Consider the following 18667-nt stretch of genomic DNA (forward strand, 5'->3'; position numbering starts at 1 on the left):
ATCAGAAAAGTCATCTATACAACTAACTTAATCGAAAATCTTAATGGCAAGATTAGAAAGTACACCAAGAACAAATTATCGTTCCCAACCGATGATTCTGTGATGAAATCAGTATATTTAGCCGTTAGAGAGGCCACAAAGAAGTGGTCAATGCCTATCAGGGACTGGGGCATAATTTTAAATCAGTTCCTAATTATTTACAAAGAAAGGGTCAGGCTATAACAATAACCCAACCCAAGCTTAATTTACTTACACACTTCCTGAGACAGTGTCGCTCATTTTGGCTAAGCATCTATTATAATAAGAGGGTTATATAGTTTATTGCTATCTAACCCTCTTACTGTTCTATCATTTTATTTCAAACTCTATAGTGTTGAAGCCCTTACTCTACTTAGTGTTTCGGGTGTGATATTCAAATAGGAAGCGATATGTATTAGAGGTGCTCGCTTGATTACCTCTGGTTGAGTTTCGAGGAGTTTAATGTACTTCTCATTCGCAGTATTAAATCTCCATTCATATGCTTTTTGCTGTGAAACAATCAGTGAAAACTCCAAGACCTTTCGATAAAACATGTTTATTTCCCAGTCTTGTTTTGTCTGCTCTAATAAATCTTGGTAGGTTAGCTTATACATCTTAAGATCTTCTAGAGTTTCAGCAAAAATTGCGTTAGGCTTGCCCAATATTGTGCTTTCAAGGGAAAACACCAAGCATCCTTCGTATGAGAAGTGTTCGGTAATGCTTTTCCCATCTTTTATATAAACCTGTCTTAGTAGACCTTTGCCAACTAAATATAGATCCTTGCAAATTTCACCAACCGGCATAAAAGTATCACCTTTTTTGATTTTAATTGGTTCTACCAGTTGCATTAAGCGTCTTCTTGCCTGTACGCTCATCTCTTTGTATCTGGAGTTGGCAACCTTGTTTACTGTTTCTTCAAGAAGGATGTCATTAATCATAGTTTAAACTCTTTGAATTTGTTTTACCCCTTTTACCCCTTTTAGCTTTTTAATAAGAACGTTGAGCTTGCTTGTATCGCCTACCATGATAGTTAGGTTTCCCGAGAATAAACCATCGTGTGAGTCTATACCCATAGCTCGCAATAAGATGTTTGGCTCTTTGGATATAATTGAGGTTATATTAGTTACTATACCGATATCATCGTGACCTATAACTCTTAAGGTTATAGGATATTGTGTACCAATAGATTTTCCAGCCCACTGGGCTTTAATTATTCTATAGCCAAATCGGTTAAACAATTGATAGGCGTTAGGACAGTCCGTACGATGTACTTTGATTCCTCCAGATACCGTTATGAAACCGAATACTTCGTCTCCATATATTGGGTTGCAACATTTGGCGAGGCTATATTTAATTCCTTTTAGGTCTTGATCGATAACCAAAACATCTTCTCTTGGTGCTTTTTCGTCAAGTTGATACTGTAAATCGAAATTTTCAGCACTTCGATGTACTATCTCATCTGCTATACTTTCTTGCTTATGAAGCATCTCGTTATACTTTTCAATTACCTGATTGATATCGAGTGTTTCATTGGCTATGTCCTGTAAAAATAAGGTGTTAGTCTTGTAACCTAGCTTTTTGATAAGTCGCATCATCACCGACTCGTCATATTCTATTTTCCTATTTTTAAACTTGCGATTCAAAGTCTCTTTGGCAAACTCAACTTGCAAAGACTGATCTTCTTTGAGTGTCTTGCGTATCTTATTTTTAGCCTTTGAGGTAGTTACTATCTTGAGCCAATCTTGTTTGGGCTTCTGAGCATTGGATGTTAGTATTTCTACTTGATCTCCACTCGTTAGCTTTTGTCGGATTTGTACATTGCGTCCATTGACCTTAGCCCCAATACATTTACATCCTACATTGGAGTGAATATGAAAAGCAAAGTCAAGTACAGTTGCACCTTTAGGTAGTTTAAATAAATCCCCCTTAGGAGTGAAAACAAACATTTCATCGTCATATAGGTCCATTTTAAATTGGTCCATGACTTTCATAGAGTCGTTATTTTCTGAGCCTTCAAGAGCCTCACGAACGGAAGTTAACCAATCGTCTAAACCTGATTCACCCTTGACTCCTTTGTATCTCCAGTGAGCAGCAAGTCCGCGTTCAGCCACATCATCCATGCGCTGAGTTCTTATTTGTACCTCTACCCATTTACCTTGAGGCCCCATAACTGTGATGTGGAGCGACTCATAGCCATTGCTCTTGGGTATAGAAAGCCAATCACGCAACCTTTTAGGGTTGGGTTGATACATATCAGTAACAATGGAGTAGACTTGCCAGCAGTCTTGCTTTTCTTTAGCATATTCGGCATCTAAGATGATTCGAATAGCAAAGAGATCGTATATATTCTCAAAGGGTGTTTGCTGTTTCTTCATTTTATTCCAGATGGAATGAATGGTTTTCGTTCTCCCTTTTATTTCATATTTCAACCCTGTTCTAGCTAATGCCTCGTCAATGGGTTGAATAAATTCTGCAATATATTTATCACGTGAAGACTTGGTTTGGTTGAGCTTATCCCTAATGTCATAGTAAACTTCACTATCTCTATATTTCAAGGATAAGTCTTCAAGTTCTGATTTTAGTTTATAGAGGCCTAGTTTATGTGCCAGTGGGGCATAGAGATATGCAGCTTCAGTAGCTACTTGAAGGCGTCTGTCCAAATCATTCGTATCTCTAACCTCACGCATCACATTTACTCTATCGGCAATCATAATTAAGATTACACGCATATCCTCAGCAAATGATAGGAGTAAGTTTCTGAAATTTTCCGACTCAACCACAGGACTTTTATCGTATAGTTCGCTCGTTTTTACCAGACCATGGATAATCTTAGCTACATCTTCTCCATAATACTTTTCTACAACATCAAAGGTTATATAGCCTGATTTTACGGCATTATGCAATAATATACCGATTAGGCATGAGCCCTTAATCCCCACCTCTTCAGAAACAATGTAGGCTGTACGCATAGCGTGCAAAATTGGGTTCGCGTTAAAAGGAGTTCTTCTTAAAACTCCAGACTTTGCGATATTGATTAGTGTCTCTTTTAATCTTTTTACAGATTGTAGTGAAACACTATTACCAGCCGAAAGACGTAATTCCTTGTATAGACTAAGAAACTCTATGCGTTCTTCCGGGGTAAAAAAAGTAAGCTTTTCCATGATTATCTTTGCATTTTGATATGTCCGCTTGGTAAATTTAATCTTTTTAATTGGGTGCTCAACCTAAATTTAAAATTTAAATTTGTAGTTTTGGTTCTATCAACTATAAAAACACTTTAAATTATGATTAACACTCAAGATGAAATATTTTTAAGAAATAAAGGTATTTCTATGCACACCGTAAATAAGCAACTTGATCAATTTAAGTCAGGTTTCCCGTTGTTGAAAATTAGTCGTGCTGCTTCAGTTGACGATGGTATCCTTCAGTTAACTGAAAGTGAAATTAAGCATTACCAAGAAATTTGGAATAATTATGTAAACAACAAACACAGAATATCCAAATTTGTTCCTGCCTCGGGTGCGGCAAGTCGGATGTTTAAAGATCTATTCGAGTTCTTAGATGCATCTTACGATGTACCTCAATCTCAATTTGAATTGGAGTTTTTTGATAATATTGAACGGTTTTCATTCTATACTACTCTCAATGCGATCTTGCTTAAATACCTATATAAAGATATTCCCACTTTGAAAAAAGAGGGGCAGTTTAAACCCATTATTCAGTATCTACTGAACGAAGAAGGTTTAAACTATGGGCAGCTACCTAAAGGGTTACTATTGTTTCATAGATATGAAGATGGTGTGCGTACAGCTATTGAAGAACATCTTGTGGAGGGTGGACAGTATGCTAAAATGCATGATGCCGTTGTTAACCTTCACTTTACGGTTTCGGGTGAGCATAAAGAACTATTTGAAGCCTTACTTGATAGATTGGTCCCCAAATATGCGGAGAAGTTTCAGGTGAGCTACAATATTAGTTTCTCAGAGCAAAAAAGCAATACTGATACGATTGCTGTTGATCTAGAAAACCAACCTTTTAGGGTTGATGGTGAAATATTATTCCGTCCTGGAGGTCATGGTGCATTGATCGAAAATCTTAACGACTTAAGGAGCGAAGTTGTATTTATTAAAAATATAGATAATGTTGTTCCTGATCATCTTAAGCCTGCGACTCAGGTTTATAAGCAAGTTATCGCTGGTGTACTGGTGGAGCTGCAACAGCAAATATTTTCTTATCTGGAGCTTCTTGAAAGCGGTAAATACACCCATGAGCAGGTATTAGAAGTTTTGCAGTTTACGCAGAAAAGTTTGCACTGTAAAAACCCCGAAACAAAAGACTTAGACGATTCCGAATTGGTTATTTACTTGATCAGTAAGTTGAATCGTCCGATACGTGTTTGTGGAATGGTTATGAATGTTGGGGAGCCAGGTGGAGGACCCTTCTTTGCTTACAATAGTGACGGCACTGTATCACTTCAAATATTGGAAAGCTCGCAAATTGATATGAATAATGTTGATTATGTACGAATGTTTAATGAAGGCACCCATTTTAATCCTGTAGATTTGGTTTGTGGATTATATAATTATAAAGGTGACAAGTTTGATCTTCAAAAGTTCGTTGACCCTAAAACTGGCTTTATCTCTTTGAAGTCAAAAAATGGTGAGCCTCTTAAGGCACTTGAGTTACCAGGACTTTGGAATGGTGCAATGAGTGATTGGAATACTATCTTTGTAGAGGTTCCTCTAGCAACTTTTAATCCTGTAAAAACGGTAAACGACTTACAAAGAAAAGAGCATCAACCTGAAGTGAGACTTTAGTTGAGTTTTGTGTGATTTGATATTAAGCAGCAGTTTCAGAATACAGGAATTGTTGCTTAGTTATTCTTACTAATTTGTAAAGTAATAATAATCGAAACCTCTTTCGAAATATAGTAAGTAAAAGTGGTTTTAAATGAAACTATTTTGTTGGCAATTTTACAAAACTATCCAATATTCATAAAATAATAAGGAGTTATATAGTAGTCATATACGGTGGTGTTGTGCTACTTATACAGGGTTTAAAGTATAAAATACTAGAAATTTAACTTTCTTAATCATTTATAAGTGTAAGTTACGATTGGTTTCGTTTTATTGTTTATAGATTTGTAAATATGCATTACGTTAATGAACTCTATTGAATGGTGTTTGTTAGAATAATATTGTGTGCAATAACTAGAATATAATATAAAATGCTATGTCGAAATTAATAGGACGCATTTCTCAGGTGATAGGACCTGTTGTTGATGTTTATTTTAATATAGGAGAAGGGGAAGATGATAGCTTGCCTAGCATTCATGATGCGTTAGAAATTGAGCGTCCTGATGGTAAAACTCTTATTGTGGAGGTTCAACAACACATCGGAGAGAACACAGTAAGAACTGTGGCTATGGATACAACAGATGGTCTTCAAAGAGGGTTGCCAGTTAAAAATACGGGTAGACCTATAACAATGCCAATTGGTGATCAAACCAAAGGGCGTTTAATGAATGTTGTAGGTGCTTCTATTGATGGCTTACAAGCTTTAGGACGTAAAGGTGCTTATCCCATCCATCGTGACCCACCTAAGTTTGAAGATTTAACGACTGTACAAGAAGTTCTTTTTACAGGTATTAAAGTAATTGACTTATTACAGCCTTATTCTAAGGGTGGTAAGATCGGATTGTTTGGTGGTGCTGGTGTTGGTAAGACAGTTCTTATTATGGAGCTGATCAACAATATAGCAAAACGTCAAAATGGATTTTCGGTTTTCGCTGGTGTAGGTGAACGTACTCGTGAGGGTAATGACTTGCTTCGTGAAATGATTGAATCTGGCGTTATTCGTTATGGTGAAGAGTTTAAGAAAAGTATGGAAGAGGGACATTGGGACCTCTCTAAAGTAGATTATAAAGAGGTTGAAAAATCTCAAGCAACTCTGATCTTTGGTCAGATGAATGAACCTCCTGGCGCACGTTCTTCTGTGGCATTATCTGGTTTAACTGTTGCTGAAGCTTTTCGTGATATGGGTGGTAAGGACGGTGGTTCTCGAGATATCCTTTTCTTTATTGATAATATTTTCCGTTTTACTCAGGCAGGTTCTGAGGTGTCGGCTCTATTGGGTCGTATGCCTTCAGCTGTGGGATATCAACCTACTCTTGCTTCTGAAATGGGTGCTATGCAAGAGCGTATTGCTTCAACAAAGAGCGGTTCTATTACTTCGGTTCAGGCAGTGTACGTTCCTGCCGATGACTTGACTGACCCTGCTCCTGCAACAACATTTACTCACCTTGATGCTACCACAGTATTAAGTCGTAAGATTACTGAGATGGGTATCTATCCTGCGGTTGATCCTTTAGAGTCTTCTTCTCGTATTCTAGATCCACACATTGTTGGTAAAGAACACTACGAAACAGCTCAGCGTGTGAGTCAAATCCTTCAGCGTAATAAAGAACTTCAAGATATTATTTCTATCTTGGGTATGGATGAACTCTCTGATGAGGATAAACTTACCGTAACTCGAGCTCGTAAAGTTCAGCGATTCTTCTCACAGCCTTTCTCAGTTGCAGAACAGTTTACTGGTGTTCCTGGAGAGATCGTTTCTATTGAGGATACCATTAAAGGGTTTAATATGATTTTGGAGGGTGAAGTAGATTACCTACCTGAGTCAGCCTTTATGAATGTAGGTACCATAGAACAAGCTATCGAAAAAGGTGAACGCCTGATAGAAGAAGCTAAAAAATAATCCATTATGATGAAGTTGAGTATATTATCTCCCGAAAAAGAGCTCTTTAAGGGTGAGGTGAGAGAAGTCCACCTACCCGGAACTAAAGGGAACTTCATGATTTTAAATAATCATGCTCCAATCATCTCATCTTTGCATGAGGGTGTGGTTAAATATTTAACCACTGATGGGGTGGAGCATACTCTTGAAATCGAAGAGGGATTCGTTGAAGCACATAACAATATTATATCGGTATGTGTTTCTTAAGATAACTGAATATGAGAAAAATATTGGGTCTGAAATTAATCCTGTTTACAGCAGTGATTACAGGAATAGGTTGGCTTGCCTTGTCGTATTTTCAACCAGGTTTTAGCTTTAAATTATTTGTTACTGTTCCTCTGTTTTTAGGTCTTATAGAATCTGGTGTTATCCTATTTATTAATAAGTATCTTCAAAATAATGGAGAAGGTGCGGAGCGTTATGTCTTTATAAATAAACTTATTAAAGTTGCTTTATCTTTAGCATTCATTTTGATTGTATATATGAGATTAGGGCTTGATAAAACATTCGTTATCGTATTCGTAATATATTATTTTGCGTATATCGCATTTGAAAGTTGGCTCTTTATACGTTGTAACAGAGAGTTGATTCAAAAAACAGAGTAACATGAATAGATCAATAAAACATAGATATCGGCTTTTGTTTCTGACCGTATTATCACTTTTGTTTATACTTCCTCAAAAAGGAGTAGCACAAGACGATAAGCAGCAGTTGGATATGGAAGAAATTGTTTTCGGACATATGGGGGATTCTTACGAGTGGCATGTTGCTACGCTGGGCGAAAACCTAGAATTATCAATACCCCTACCGATTATAGTCTATAGCTCTACCACAGGTTGGAATATGTTTCTTTCTTCTAAGTTAGAGCATGGACAAACTTACAAGGGCTTTAAGATTTCAGAAAAAGGAACTGACCATCAAGATAAAATTGTTGAGAAGATTGATGGGATTTGGGTTAGGCCGACTCTCGATTTATCGCTGACTAAAATGGCCTTAGCTTTGATCTTAAATGCATTATTACTCGCAGTAATTGTGTTGGGGGTTGCAAGGTGGTATAAAAAACACGACCCTAAAAAGATTTCTCCAGGCGGCTTTACTGGTTTTATGGAGATGTTTATCATGATGGTTCATGATGATGTTATTAAAGATAGCGTTGGAGAGAATTATAAACGATTTGCTCCTTATTTGCTAACCGTATTTTTCTTCATCTTTCTGAGTAATGTTTTAAGTTTAGTACCCATTTTCCCTGCTGGGGTAAATGTAACAGGTAATATTGCTATTACAGCAGTTTTAGCTCTTTGTACGATGCTTGCTGTTAATCTGTTTGCCTCTAAGCACTATTGGAAAGAAGTTTTTTGGCCAGATGTTCCTATCTTGCTTAAAGCTCCAATTCCGCTGATTCCTCTTATTGAGTTTATGGGTATATTCACTAAGCCTTTTGCATTGATGATTCGTCTATTTGCAAATATGCTAGCGGGGCATATGGCTATTATTATTTTCGTTTGTTTGATTTTTATAGCAAACAGTATGGGAGCAGCTCTTCAAGGAGGCTTATCTGTGATCTCAATACTATTCACGCTATTTATGAATTTACTAGAACTCTTAGTTGCCTTTATACAAGCTTATGTATTCACGCTGTTATCAGCAGTTTTCATAGGTTTGGCCCAAGATGGGAAAAAGAAAAAGGCAAAAAACTAGTTATATATTAGAATTTACATATTTAAGAAAACTTAAAAATTAAGATTATGTTATTTCCTGTATTATTGGAAGCTGCAGCTTCTATTGGATTGGCTGAATTAGGCGCAGCACTAGGTGCTGGGCTTGCAGCTATTGGAGCTGGTATTGGTATTAGTAAAATTGGTGCTTCAGCAATGGATGCAATTGCACGCCAACCTGAAGTAGCGAGTACGATTCGTGCAAATATGATTATTGCAGCAGGTCTTGTAGAGGGTGTTGCTTTATTTGCACTTATTATTTGTTTCTTAATTTCTCTATAAATTTAACTTATGTCAATATTATTACCAGAAGTAGGACTCTTATTTTGGATGGTAATATCTTTTGGTATTGTTTTTGTAATTCTGGCAAAATATGGTTTTCCTGTTATTACCGACATGGTCGAAAAGAGGAAAAACTATATTGACGACTCTCTAAAGGTAGCTGAGGAAGCCAACGTTAAGTTGGTACAGCTACAAGATGAAGCATCGCGTATTGTGAACGAAGCTAACCGTGAACAAGGTCGTATTCTTCGTCAAGCTCAAGAAGAGAAAAACAGTATTATCCGAGAAGCTCGTAAAGAGGCTAAGATTTTAGCAGAACAAGAGCTTGAGGAAATTAAAGATCAAATTCAAAAAGAGAAAGATGAAGCTATTCGCTCAATTCGTAGACAAGTAGCTATTTTATCTGTAGATATTGCTGAGAAGGTTATCCGTCAAAACTTAGATACAGAGAAAGAGCAAATGAGTATGATTGATCGAATGCTTGATGAAGTGTTAGCTCATAAAAAATAATAGTAATGGAAGCAGGAGCAATATCAATGCGTTATGGCAAGGCCTTGTTTAATTATGCGATTGAACATAAATGTGAGGACAAAGTTTATGAAAATGCACTTGTCTTAGCTGATAATTTACTCAATCAACCTCGATTCAAACAAGTTTTAATAAGTCCTATCTTAGCAAGAAAAGAAAAGAAAAGTCTGATTATTGCTGCATCGGAAGGAAAAGATGAGATTTGTGATGAGTTCGAGCGTTTTGTTGATCTTGTATTAGAGCAACGACGTGAGGATTACTTGCAGTTTATGATGATGATGTATTTAGATCTTTATCGTAAGCATAAACACATCAGTATTGCTACGCTAATTACTGCTATTCCTGTGAGTAAGGCTATTGAAGACCGAGTAATCAGTTCCTCGTCACACTTGTTGCGAACAAAAATGGAGTTAAAAACTGTGGTAGACCCGAGTATTGAAGGTGGTTTCATATTCGATATCAATGATTATCGCTTAGACGCAAGTATTGCCACACAGTTGCGACGGGTTAAAAAGCAGTTTGTTGATAAGAATAGAAGAATCGTTTAATAGAAAATTAATATGTCTGATAATATAAGAGTGAGTGAGGTTTCCGAAGTTCTTCAAAGACAACTAGAAGGAATTGAAACTCGTATCCAGCTTGATGAAATTGGTACTATCCTACAAGTTAGTGATGGTGTAATACGTATTTATGGTCTTAGAAATGCTGAGGCTAACGAACTTCTAGAGCTTGAAAATGGTATTAAAGCCATTGTGATGAACCTTGAAGAAGATAATGTTGGTGCTGTACTTTTAGGGCCGACGGATCGTGTCAAAGAGGGCGATATTATTAAGCGAACTAAGAAAATTGCCTCAATCCATGTGGGTGAGGGTATGCTCGGTCGTGTGATAGATCCTCTAGGACAACCGCTAGATGGTAAAGGTCAAATTGGTGGCGAGTTATTCGAAATGCCTCTTGAGCGTAAAGCTCCAGGAGTTATTTATCGTCAACCCGTAACTGAGCCTCTTCAAACGGGTATCAAAGCAGTTGATGCAATGATACCTATTGGTAGGGGACAGCGTGAGTTGATTATTGGTGACCGCCAAACAGGAAAAACAGCTATTGCAATTGATGCAATCCTTAACCAACGAAGTGCATATGAAGCTGGTGAGCCAGTTTATTGTATCTACGTGGCCATAGGTCAGAAAGCATCTACTGTTGCTTCTATCGTTGAGACTCTCAGACGCCATAAAGCAATGGAGTACACCGTAATCGTTGCTGCTACTGCAGGTGAGCCTGCTGCACTGCAATACTATTCGGCTTTCTCTGGAGCTGCTATTGGTGAGTATTTCAGAGATACTGGTAGACATGCTTTGGTTGTTTATGATGATTTATCTAAGCAAGCTGTTGCTTACCGTGAGGTGTCGCTTATTTTGAGGAGGCCTTCAGGGCGTGAAGCTTATCCTGGTGATGTTTTCTATCTTCACTCTCGTCTTTTAGAGCGTGCAGCTAAGATTATTAATCAACAAGAGGTTGCTGAACAGATGAATGATCTTCCTGAAAGTCTTAAAGGTATTGTCAAAGGAGGTGGTTCGTTAACAGCTTTGCCTGTGATTGAAACTCAAGCAGGTGACGTATCGGCTTATATTCCGACCAACGTAATTTCGATTACTGATGGTCAGATCTTCTTGGATACTGATTTGTTTAACCAAGGAAATCGTCCAGCTATTAATGTAGGTATCTCTGTATCTCGTGTAGGAGGTAATGCTCAGATAAAATCAATGAAGGCTGTAGCTGGAACACTAAAAATTGACCAGGCACAATATCGTGAGTTAGAAGCGTTTTCCCAATTTAGTAGCGATATGGACCCTGTTACTGAAATGACACTGGATAGAGGTAAGAAGAATACAATGCTTCTTGTTCAGCCTCAATATGAGCCAATGGCCGTAGAAAATCAAATTGCAATTCTTTATTGTGGTATCCATAATCTTTTAAGAAACGTTCCATTCAACAAAGTAAATGAGTTTGAAGAGGCTTATTTGAGTGCGCTTGAACGTAATCATAGAGAAGATGTCCTTGATGTACTAAAATCGGGTGTTATTAACGATAAAGTTAAACGCACAATAGAAGAAACTGCTAAAATGATAGCGAGTCAATTCATTGAATAAACTTAATTAAGATATGGGATCATTACGCGAAGTAAAGAACAGAATCAGTTCAGTTAAGAATACTCGGAAGATAACATCTGCCATGCGCTTGGTGGCATCCTCTAAGTTGACCCGTGTTGAAGGAATCATAGCAAATATGGTTCCTTATCAGGTTAAGCTTGATGATATCGTTGGCAAGTTAATGGCTTCTGATGTATCTGTACAATCTCCTTTTATCCAGAGTAGGGAGATTAAGCGAATTGCTGTTGTTGTGATTTCCTCAAACACAACCTTGTGTGGAGGATTCAATAGTAATGTGGTTCGTGCAGTCAATAGCTTGTTTGCAAAGAGTACTATTGATCCCGACTCTATGCTTTTCTATCCAATTGGAAAGAAGATTGAAGAGTATATTCTTAAAAAAGGCTTGCCAGTTGCAGGTTCTTACCAAGAACTAGCCGACAAACCCAACTATAAGGGAATGCGGGAAATTGCTTATGAACTGATGCGAAAGTACAAGAATAAAGAAATTGATCAAGTACTTTTAATCTATCATCACTTCAAGAGTTTAGGTTCACAAGAGTTGACTGAAGAGATTTATCTACCTTTTGATATGGATAAATATAGACCAACAGAAGAGGTAGAAGTAGTAAATAGTGATTATATTATTGAGCCCAGTGAAGCAGAGCTAATTGCTGAATTACTACCAAAGGTGTTGAGTCAAAAACTATTTACAGTATTAATTGATTCTAATGCTTCAGAACATGCGGCTCGCTCATTAGCGATGAAATCAGCAACTGATAATGCTAATGATTTGATAGATGATTTAACTTTGCAATACAATAAATCACGTCAGCAGGCGATAACTAATGAATTGCTAGATATAGTTGGTGGAAGTATGAGATAAGTAACGCTAATTTATTAACTTTAATACTCAAAATGATAATGCAGATGAAAAGAAAATTTATAATCCCTGTTGTGATGTTAGTTTCTTTATTCTGGAGTTGTTCTTCGGGTAAAAAAACAGAAATTAGTCGAGCTTTAACAGCTAAGATAGACTCAGTAGAACCTTGTACTCAGCAATTATCGGTCTCCTATCCAGGTAAAATAAAAGCTTCATCTGATGTAAACTTAAGTTTCAGGGTTAGTGGCCCTTTGAAACACGTTTACGTCAATGTGGGAAGCAAAGTTCGTAAGGGCCAGCTATTGGCTGAGATTGATCCACGTGATTACGAGACTCAACTCTCAGCTACTCAAGCAGAATATGATAAAGTAAAAGGCGAAGCAGAGCGTATTATGGCTTTGTATGAAAAGAGAAGTGTCTCTAAAAATGATTACGACAAGGCCAAGTTCGGCCTTGAGCAAATAACAGCTAAGCTTAAAGCACATAAAGATGCTCTCTCAGACACAAAGCTATATGCTCCTTATGATGGTTTTATTCAGAAGAAGCTTTTTGATCGTGACGAAACTGTAGCTGCTGGAATGCCTATTGTGTCGATGATTAATAACAAAATGCCTGACATCGAAATTAATATTCCTTCCACAGAGTTTTATCAAAGAGACCTATTTGATACCTTCACATGCTCTGTTGATATTTTCCCTAATCAAACTTACAATTTAGTACTTAAAGGGATTACGCATAAAGCAAACTTAAACCAGCTTTATACTATGCGTTTCACTTTTGATGAATCTAACTACGCCAATCTGCCTACTGCAGGGATGACGGCTACGGTCAATATAAATAAAAAGACATCCGATTCTAATCTTACAATAATCCCGTTATCTGCTGTATTCAATTTGCCAGAGTCTCAAGAACCAATGGTTTGGATTTATGATCGTGATACCCAAACAGTGTCTCCTCGAGTGATTGAGCTCTCCGGGATTCAGCGTGATGGTAAAACGATTGTTTCCAAGGGGCTTACAGTTGGTGAGCAAGTTGTAGTCGCTGGTGTTCACTCCTTGAAAAAGGGCGATCGTGTGGTTCCTTTGCAACCCAATAGCAAAACTAATGTAGGAGGGCTATTATGATGGATTTAGGAAAATGGGCTTTAAACAACCGTTACCTAGTTCGTTTCCTTATCGCAATACTTGTCGTTGGTGGAATGAAAGCTTTCTATGATATGAGTAAGCTCGAAGATCCTGAGATTAAAGTTAAGGAAGCAATGGTAGTAACAGCTTATCCTGGGGCATCGGCCTATCAGGTTGAGCTAGAAGTCACAGATCTACTTGAGAAGAGTATTCGTACGATGAACTTTATCGACAATGTCAAGAGTAGATCACTAAATGACCTTTCAATTATAACCGTAGAGCTTTCCAAATTATTACCTGACGAGGAAGTAAACCAGTATTGGGATATTCTTCGCCGAAAGGTAGGGGATGTTCAAGGCAGTTTGCCTAGTGGGGCCATTCCTTCGGTTGTTAAAGATGACTTTGGTGATGTTTATGGAATGTTCTATGCCATAACTTCTGATGGAATTTCTGATTCTGAGTTGACGAAATACGTTAATATGATACAGCGAGAAGTTCAAGATATCGAAGGAGTTACTAGTGTTGAGGTTTTTGGACAGCAAGACGAATGTATCAATATTGAGCTTGTCGAAGACCGTATGGCAAATATGGGTGTTCATCCAACAGAAGTTTTATCTACACTCAACGGGCAAAACAAAACAGTTTACTCAGGCTATTTTGATGCAGGTGGACATCGTTTAAGAGTTTGGGTTGATGACAGATACCAATCGGTTGATGATATTGCTAACCTTATCATACAAGGCCACGAAGAAGATCAAGTGCGTTTGGGTGATATAGCAAGTGTCAGCATTGGGTTTGAAGATCCAGCACGCTATCAAATGCGGTATGACAAGCAAAAAGCTTACGGTATTGCTATTGCCGGAAGTTCCTCTTTTGATATTACTAAAGTAGGTGATGTTGTTGAGAAAAAGCTTGCCGAGCTTAAAGAAAATAGACTACCCGTAGGGATTGATTACCACCAAGTATTCAACCAGCCCGAACGTGTTAGTGAATCTTTAAATACTTTTCTACTCAATCTTCTTGAGTCAGTTATCATCGTTGTAGTTGTACTTATGTTTACCATGGGATTTCGTAGTGGAATCATTATTGGTACGAGTTTGCTAGTGATTGTTTTTGGGTCATTCTTAGTGCTCAATATGTTTGAAGGTACACTTCAACGCGTATCTTTAGCTGCATTTATTCTGGCTATGGGGATGCTGGTAGATAATGCGATCGTTATTACTGATGGAATCTTGGTAGATCTTCAAAATGGACTTGAGCGTAATAAAGCGTTAACTAGTATTGGGCAACGTACGTCTATGCCTTTGCTAGGTGCTACTCTAATCGCAATTCTAGCCTTCTTCCCTATATTTTTGTCGCCAGATACTGCTGGTGTTTATGTCCGTGACCTCTTTATTGTGTTGGCTGTTTCGCTATTAATTAGTTGGCTATTAGCACTTACTCAAGTTCCTTTGATGGCGAGTTGGATTCTTAAAAAGCCAAAAGGTTCTTCCGCCGACTCACTTAATAGTAAGCCTTATCAAATTCTACGTGCTGTAGTATTCTGGGGCTTAAAGCATCGACTTTTATCTGTGGGGATTAGTATAGTTCTTGTGGGCTTAAGTGTGTTTTGCTATCAGTTTTTACCACAATCTTTTTTCCCTGATATGAGCTATAATCAGCTCTACATCGAATATAAGATGCCGGAAGGCACTCAAAATAAAAAAGTATCAAGTGATCTAGCAGAGATTGAAGATTATTTATTGGCTCGTGATGAGGTAACACACGTAACAACAGCTCTGGGAGGTACACCTGCGAGATATAACTTAGTTCGTAGCATAGCTACGCCATCTTTATCGTATGGTGAGCTCATTGTTGACTTTGAAAGCCCTAAGCAGCTTGTTGATTCGATGTGGGTGATTCAGAATTACCTAACGGAACACTATCCTGATGCTTATGTAAGACTCAAAAGATACAATCTGATGTATCAACCTTATCCGATTGAAGCACAATTTACTGGCCCCGATCCTGCAGTGTTGAAGTCGTTGACTGACCAAGCTGAAGAGATTATGGTAAAGAGCAGTAAGAATATGCTTGTAAGGAACAGTTGGGAGCCTCAAACTCCAACGCTTATGGTAAAATATAATCAACCTGTAGCTCGTAATATCGGATTAACCCGTGAAGATATTTCTCTTTCGCTGCTTACCTCTACTGGAGGTTTACCTGTTGGATCATTCTATAAAGGAGACCAGCAAAAGAATATCTACATAAAAAGCACTGATAATAAGGGGAATCCGATTGAGGAGCTCAACAGCGTACCTGTTTTTAGTCTGCTACCTGCTATTCAAAACTTAACAACAAGTACTGTTCTTGAGTTCTTAAATGGTTCACTTTCCCAAGAAGATTTGTTGGCAGGTGCTTTACGCACTGTTCCACTCAATCAAGCTTCGGAGGGTATAAGTGTGATGTGGGAAGACCCCTTAGTTCTCAGATATAACGGACAGCGTGCACGAAGTGCGATGAGCAATCCTGTGCCTGGAGTTAGTGCCGATGAGGCAAGGCAAGATATCTTAGCGCAGGTTGAGGCTATTGAGCTTCCGGAGGGATATAATTTGATGTGGCAAGGCGAATATAAGGCAAGCACAGAGAGTATGAAATACCTTTTTGGTAACTTTCCTTTAGCTATTATTCTTATGATCGCTATTTTGATATTACTATTTAAAGACTTTAAGAAGCCACTTATTATATTCTGTTGTATGCCTTTGATTTCAATTGGTGTAATCTTTAGTGTGCTTTTGTCGGGTAAAGATTTTGGTTTCGTTGCCATTGTTGGAGCTTTGGGTCTAATTGGTATGATGATCAAAAATGGTATTATACTAATGGACGAAATATCACTCCAAATCAACGATGGTGTCGAGCCTGTTAAAGCCTTGCTTGATAGTTCAGCCTCTAGGTTTAGAGCTGTAATGATGGCTGCCTTGACTACAATACTGGGGATGATACCACTACTAAGTGACGATATGTTCGGCTCTTTAGCTGTAACTATCATGGGTGGTCTGTTAGTTGGAACACTAATTACATTGGTGTTTGTTCCGATTCTTTATGCCCTGTTTTTTAGAATTAAAGTCAATAAAGAAAATGAGTAAGATGAGATACATATCTATTTTATTATTGGTGTTTATCAGTTTGGGAGCTTCTGCACAGCAAAAGATATCCCTCTCTGATTGCAGAGAAATGGCTTTAAAGCATAATAAGCAAAATAGGGTTTCTGTTTTGCAGATTGATAAAGCCAGTCAAGATATTATAACCTATCGTTCAAAGTTCTTTCCTCATCTGTCTGCTGAAGGAAATTACCTATTCAACTCGAAAAAGTTGAAAGATGCCATCCCAAGTATGACAATTCCAACTTTAACTGGAACAACCCCTCACGTACCCAACGGTGGAGTTTTAATCACTCCCGACATACCGTTTAGTTTTAATCTAAACAACAGTTGGATGGCTGGGGTTATGCTTAAGCAGCCTTTATATACAGGAGGCAAAATCCGTTCTGCTTATAAAATGGCTAAACTAGGCAAAGAGATGTCAATCTTAAACCACAGTATGACGAATGCAGATGTTATCTATCAAACCGATCAAGCATACTGGACACTAATCAAGGTTGAAGAGATGCTACTTGTTGCTCAAAAATATAAAGAGGTTGTTGAGCACCTACTCAAAGATGTTGAGAATGGTTATGAGGTAGGCATGTTATCGAGAAATGAGATACTTAAAGTTAAAGTAAAGTTAAATGAAGCCAACTTGCAATATCGTAGAGCTGAAAATGCTGTAACTTTATCCAAAATGAATCTTTGTCATATCATAGGTCTTCCACTGCTCGAAGATATTGATATCTTAAATCAAGATATTAATCAAGTAACTTCTTATAAAGTTATTCATGACGTATACCTGCGTCCTGAATACCGTATTTTAAGTAAAAATCTTGAATTAAAGCAACAAGAGATTAAACTTACACGTGGTAGTTATTTGCCACAAGTAGGAGTTATGGGTGGTTGGAACTATTATGATGCGTTAAAATTTAATGACAACAAACTCTTTAAAGGTGGATCCTTTTCAGCGATGTTCTCAGTAAGCGTACCCTTATTTCAGTGGGGTGAAGGTATTAGTAAAGTCAGAGCCAAGAAGGTTGAACACCAAATGGCCGAATTACAACGTGATGATGCTACCGAGAAAATGATCCTTGAGATGACAATGGCTTTAAACGAGATTGATGAGTCTAAACTAGAGGTTGACATGACTAGTGAAGCACTGGTTCAGGCAGCAGAAAATCTCAAGATAAGCACCGAGCAATATGAGGTTGGTTTAGAGACCCTAACCGATCATATGGAAGCTCAAACACTTTGGCAAAAAGCTTGGGCACAGAATGTGGAATCTAAAGCTCAGTTACGACTCAATGAAACCAATTATCTGAAAGCATCAGGGCAACTTGAAATGAATGCAAAAAATTAAAATTATAGGCATAAGTATAAGTATACTGATAATCGTTTTATTGGTTACGATATACTTATGCTCTTTTTATGTAGGCTATGTTGCTCGTGATCGAACATATAGCTCCCTCTCAGATATCCCATACAATCGTGTAGGAGTGGTGCTTGGAACCTCAAAATCTCTTGTTTCGGGTGCACCCAATCCTTATTTTACTTATCGCATTGATGCAGCAGCAGCTCTTTACCATGCCGGAAAGATTGATCGCATTGTCATTAGTGGCGATAATCGCGAAAAATATTATAACGAACCTCTTGATATGAAAAAGGCATTGATAGCTCAGGGTGTACATCCTGAGCATCTTTATATTGATGCAGCAGGTTTGCGTACACTCGATTCTATTGTCCGTATGAACGAGATTTTCGGACAAGATCAGTTTACTGTTATTTCACAAAAATTCCATAATGAGCGAGCCATATTTTTGGCCAAATCGTACGGTCTTGATGTTGTTGGATACAATGCTCAAGACGTATCTCTATCCAAAGGACTTAAGGTTCAAGCCCGTGAGAAATTGGCTAGAGTAAAAGTGTTCTTAGATATTATTTTTAATAAGCAACCTAAACATTTGGGCGAGTCTATAGAGATTCGATAGATGGGATTAGGCTGATAGCATAGTTTGACAATGAGACAAGTAAATTACTATTTAAACATGCTCTT

17 protein-coding genes are annotated in these 18667 nt (G+C 37.8%); 15 read left to right on the forward strand and 2 right to left on the reverse strand.

Translation table 11 applies throughout. The features are described 5' to 3' along the window. A partial coding sequence (locus B091_RS11675; protein ID WP_026166367.1) for a transposase occupies window positions 1–222 on the forward strand: 222 nt, incomplete at its 5' end. A 143-nt stretch (window positions 223–365) separates the two neighbouring features. Here B091_RS11675 and B091_RS0103035 read toward each other — a convergent pair. Then, window positions 366–956, reverse strand: a complete 591-nt coding sequence (locus tag B091_RS0103035) for a Crp/Fnr family transcriptional regulator (RefSeq protein WP_018108532.1) — start codon at window positions 954–956, stop codon at window positions 366–368. Between the two features lie 3 nt (window positions 957–959). After that, entirely contained in the window at window positions 960–3179 is a 2220-nt protein-coding gene (locus B091_RS0103040) for a RelA/SpoT family protein (protein WP_018108533.1), read from the reverse strand. 123 nt (window positions 3180–3302) lie between these two features. Between B091_RS0103040 and B091_RS0103045 the strand changes: the two genes are divergently transcribed. The 14 genes from B091_RS0103045 to B091_RS0103110 all read left to right on the forward strand — a co-directional run bounded on the left by B091_RS0103045 (window position 3303) and on the right by B091_RS0103110 (window position 18602). Next, a complete protein-coding gene (locus B091_RS0103045; protein ID WP_018108534.1) occupies window positions 3303–4835 on the forward strand; it encodes a DUF4301 family protein in 1533 nt (510 codons plus the stop codon). 415 nt (window positions 4836–5250) lie between these two features. Beyond that, window positions 5251–6774: a F0F1 ATP synthase subunit beta gene (gene atpD, locus B091_RS0103050; RefSeq protein WP_018108535.1), complete on the forward strand. Its 1524-nt coding sequence runs from the start codon at window positions 5251–5253 to the stop codon at window positions 6772–6774. Window positions 6775–6780: 6 nt separating this feature from the next. After that, on the forward strand, window positions 6781–7020 hold the full coding sequence (atpC, locus tag B091_RS0103055; protein ID WP_018108536.1) for an ATP synthase F1 subunit epsilon: 240 nt from the start codon (window positions 6781–6783) through the stop codon (window positions 7018–7020). A gap of 11 nt (window positions 7021–7031) precedes the next feature. Further along, window positions 7032–7418 carry a hypothetical protein gene (locus tag B091_RS0103060; RefSeq protein ID WP_018108537.1) on the forward strand — a complete coding sequence of 129 codons (387 nt, stop codon included), beginning with the start codon at window positions 7032–7034 and terminating at the stop codon, window positions 7416–7418. Window position 7419: 1 nt separating this feature from the next. After that, on the forward strand, window positions 7420–8511 hold the full coding sequence (gene atpB, locus B091_RS0103065) for a F0F1 ATP synthase subunit A (protein ID WP_025069403.1): 1092 nt from the start codon (window positions 7420–7422) through the stop codon (window positions 8509–8511). A 47-nt stretch (window positions 8512–8558) separates the two neighbouring features. Continuing rightward, window positions 8559–8810: an ATP synthase F0 subunit C gene (gene atpE, locus B091_RS0103070; RefSeq protein WP_018108539.1), complete on the forward strand. Its 252-nt coding sequence runs from the start codon at window positions 8559–8561 to the stop codon at window positions 8808–8810. Window positions 8811–8819: 9 nt separating this feature from the next. Beyond that, a complete protein-coding gene (atpF, locus tag B091_RS0103075; protein WP_018108540.1) occupies window positions 8820–9320 on the forward strand; it encodes a F0F1 ATP synthase subunit B in 501 nt (166 codons plus the stop codon). A 5-nt stretch (window positions 9321–9325) separates the two neighbouring features. Continuing rightward, complete coding sequence (locus B091_RS0103080) at window positions 9326–9886, forward strand: F0F1 ATP synthase subunit delta (protein ID WP_018108541.1); 561 nt, start codon at window positions 9326–9328, stop codon at window positions 9884–9886. A 12-nt stretch (window positions 9887–9898) separates the two neighbouring features. Next, window positions 9899–11485 carry a F0F1 ATP synthase subunit alpha gene (gene atpA, locus B091_RS0103085; RefSeq protein WP_018108542.1) on the forward strand — a complete coding sequence of 529 codons (1587 nt, stop codon included), beginning with the start codon at window positions 9899–9901 and terminating at the stop codon, window positions 11483–11485. 13 nt (window positions 11486–11498) lie between these two features. Beyond that, window positions 11499–12368, forward strand: coding sequence for a F0F1 ATP synthase subunit gamma (locus B091_RS0103090; protein ID WP_018108543.1), 870 nt, complete (start codon window positions 11499–11501; stop codon window positions 12366–12368). A 44-nt stretch (window positions 12369–12412) separates the two neighbouring features. Further along, a complete protein-coding gene (locus tag B091_RS0103095) occupies window positions 12413–13489 on the forward strand; it encodes an efflux RND transporter periplasmic adaptor subunit (protein ID WP_025069404.1) in 1077 nt (358 codons plus the stop codon). Beyond that, a complete protein-coding gene (locus B091_RS0103100) occupies window positions 13486–16614 on the forward strand; it encodes an efflux RND transporter permease subunit (protein ID WP_018108545.1) in 3129 nt (1042 codons plus the stop codon). Before B091_RS0103095 ends, B091_RS0103100 begins: the two co-directional genes overlap by 4 nt. Further along, window positions 16607–17974 carry a TolC family protein gene (locus B091_RS0103105; protein ID WP_238319413.1) on the forward strand — a complete coding sequence of 456 codons (1368 nt, stop codon included), beginning with the start codon at window positions 16607–16609 and terminating at the stop codon, window positions 17972–17974. Before B091_RS0103100 ends, B091_RS0103105 begins: the two co-directional genes overlap by 8 nt. Beyond that, entirely contained in the window at window positions 17961–18602 is a 642-nt protein-coding gene (locus tag B091_RS0103110) for a SanA/YdcF family protein (RefSeq protein ID WP_018108547.1), read from the forward strand. The genes B091_RS0103105 and B091_RS0103110 overlap by 14 nt, the downstream gene beginning before the upstream one ends. Window positions 18603–18667: the final 65 nt, after the last annotated feature.

It is taken from the genome of Bacteroides propionicifaciens DSM 19291 = JCM 14649, assembly GCF_000375405.1.
GTDB classification, from domain to species: Bacteria; Bacteroidota; Bacteroidia; order Bacteroidales; family Bacteroidaceae; genus Bacteroides_E; species Bacteroides_E propionicifaciens.

Excerpts from the sequence above, each read along its gene's own strand:
- B091_RS0103035 (WP_018108532.1), bottom strand. The coding sequence starts at position 956 with ATGATTAATGACATCCTTCTTGAAGAAACAGTAAACAAGGTTGCCAAC.
- B091_RS0103040 (WP_018108533.1), bottom strand. The coding sequence starts at position 3,179 with ATGGAAAAGCTTACTTTTTTTACCCCGGAAGAACGCATAGAGTTTCTT.
- B091_RS0103045 (WP_018108534.1), top strand. The coding sequence starts at position 3,303 with ATGATTAACACTCAAGATGAAATATTTTTAAGAAATAAAGGTATTTCT.
- atpD (WP_018108535.1), top strand. The coding sequence starts at position 5,251 with ATGTCGAAATTAATAGGACGCATTTCTCAGGTGATAGGACCTGTTGTT.
- atpC (WP_018108536.1), top strand. The coding sequence starts at position 6,781 with ATGATGAAGTTGAGTATATTATCTCCCGAAAAAGAGCTCTTTAAGGGT.
- B091_RS0103060 (WP_018108537.1), top strand. The coding sequence starts at position 7,032 with ATGAGAAAAATATTGGGTCTGAAATTAATCCTGTTTACAGCAGTGATT.
- atpB (WP_025069403.1), top strand. The coding sequence starts at position 7,420 with ATGAATAGATCAATAAAACATAGATATCGGCTTTTGTTTCTGACCGTA.
- atpE (WP_018108539.1), top strand. The coding sequence starts at position 8,559 with ATGTTATTTCCTGTATTATTGGAAGCTGCAGCTTCTATTGGATTGGCT.
- atpF (WP_018108540.1), top strand. The coding sequence starts at position 8,820 with ATGTCAATATTATTACCAGAAGTAGGACTCTTATTTTGGATGGTAATA.
- B091_RS0103080 (WP_018108541.1), top strand. The coding sequence starts at position 9,326 with ATGGAAGCAGGAGCAATATCAATGCGTTATGGCAAGGCCTTGTTTAAT.
- atpA (WP_018108542.1), top strand. The coding sequence starts at position 9,899 with ATGTCTGATAATATAAGAGTGAGTGAGGTTTCCGAAGTTCTTCAAAGA.
- B091_RS0103090 (WP_018108543.1), top strand. The coding sequence starts at position 11,499 with ATGGGATCATTACGCGAAGTAAAGAACAGAATCAGTTCAGTTAAGAAT.
- B091_RS0103095 (WP_025069404.1), top strand. The coding sequence starts at position 12,413 with ATGAAAAGAAAATTTATAATCCCTGTTGTGATGTTAGTTTCTTTATTC.
- B091_RS0103100 (WP_018108545.1), top strand. The coding sequence starts at position 13,486 with ATGATGGATTTAGGAAAATGGGCTTTAAACAACCGTTACCTAGTTCGT.
- B091_RS0103105 (WP_238319413.1), top strand. The coding sequence starts at position 16,607 with ATGAGTAAGATGAGATACATATCTATTTTATTATTGGTGTTTATCAGT.
- B091_RS0103110 (WP_018108547.1), top strand. The coding sequence starts at position 17,961 with ATGCAAAAAATTAAAATTATAGGCATAAGTATAAGTATACTGATAATC.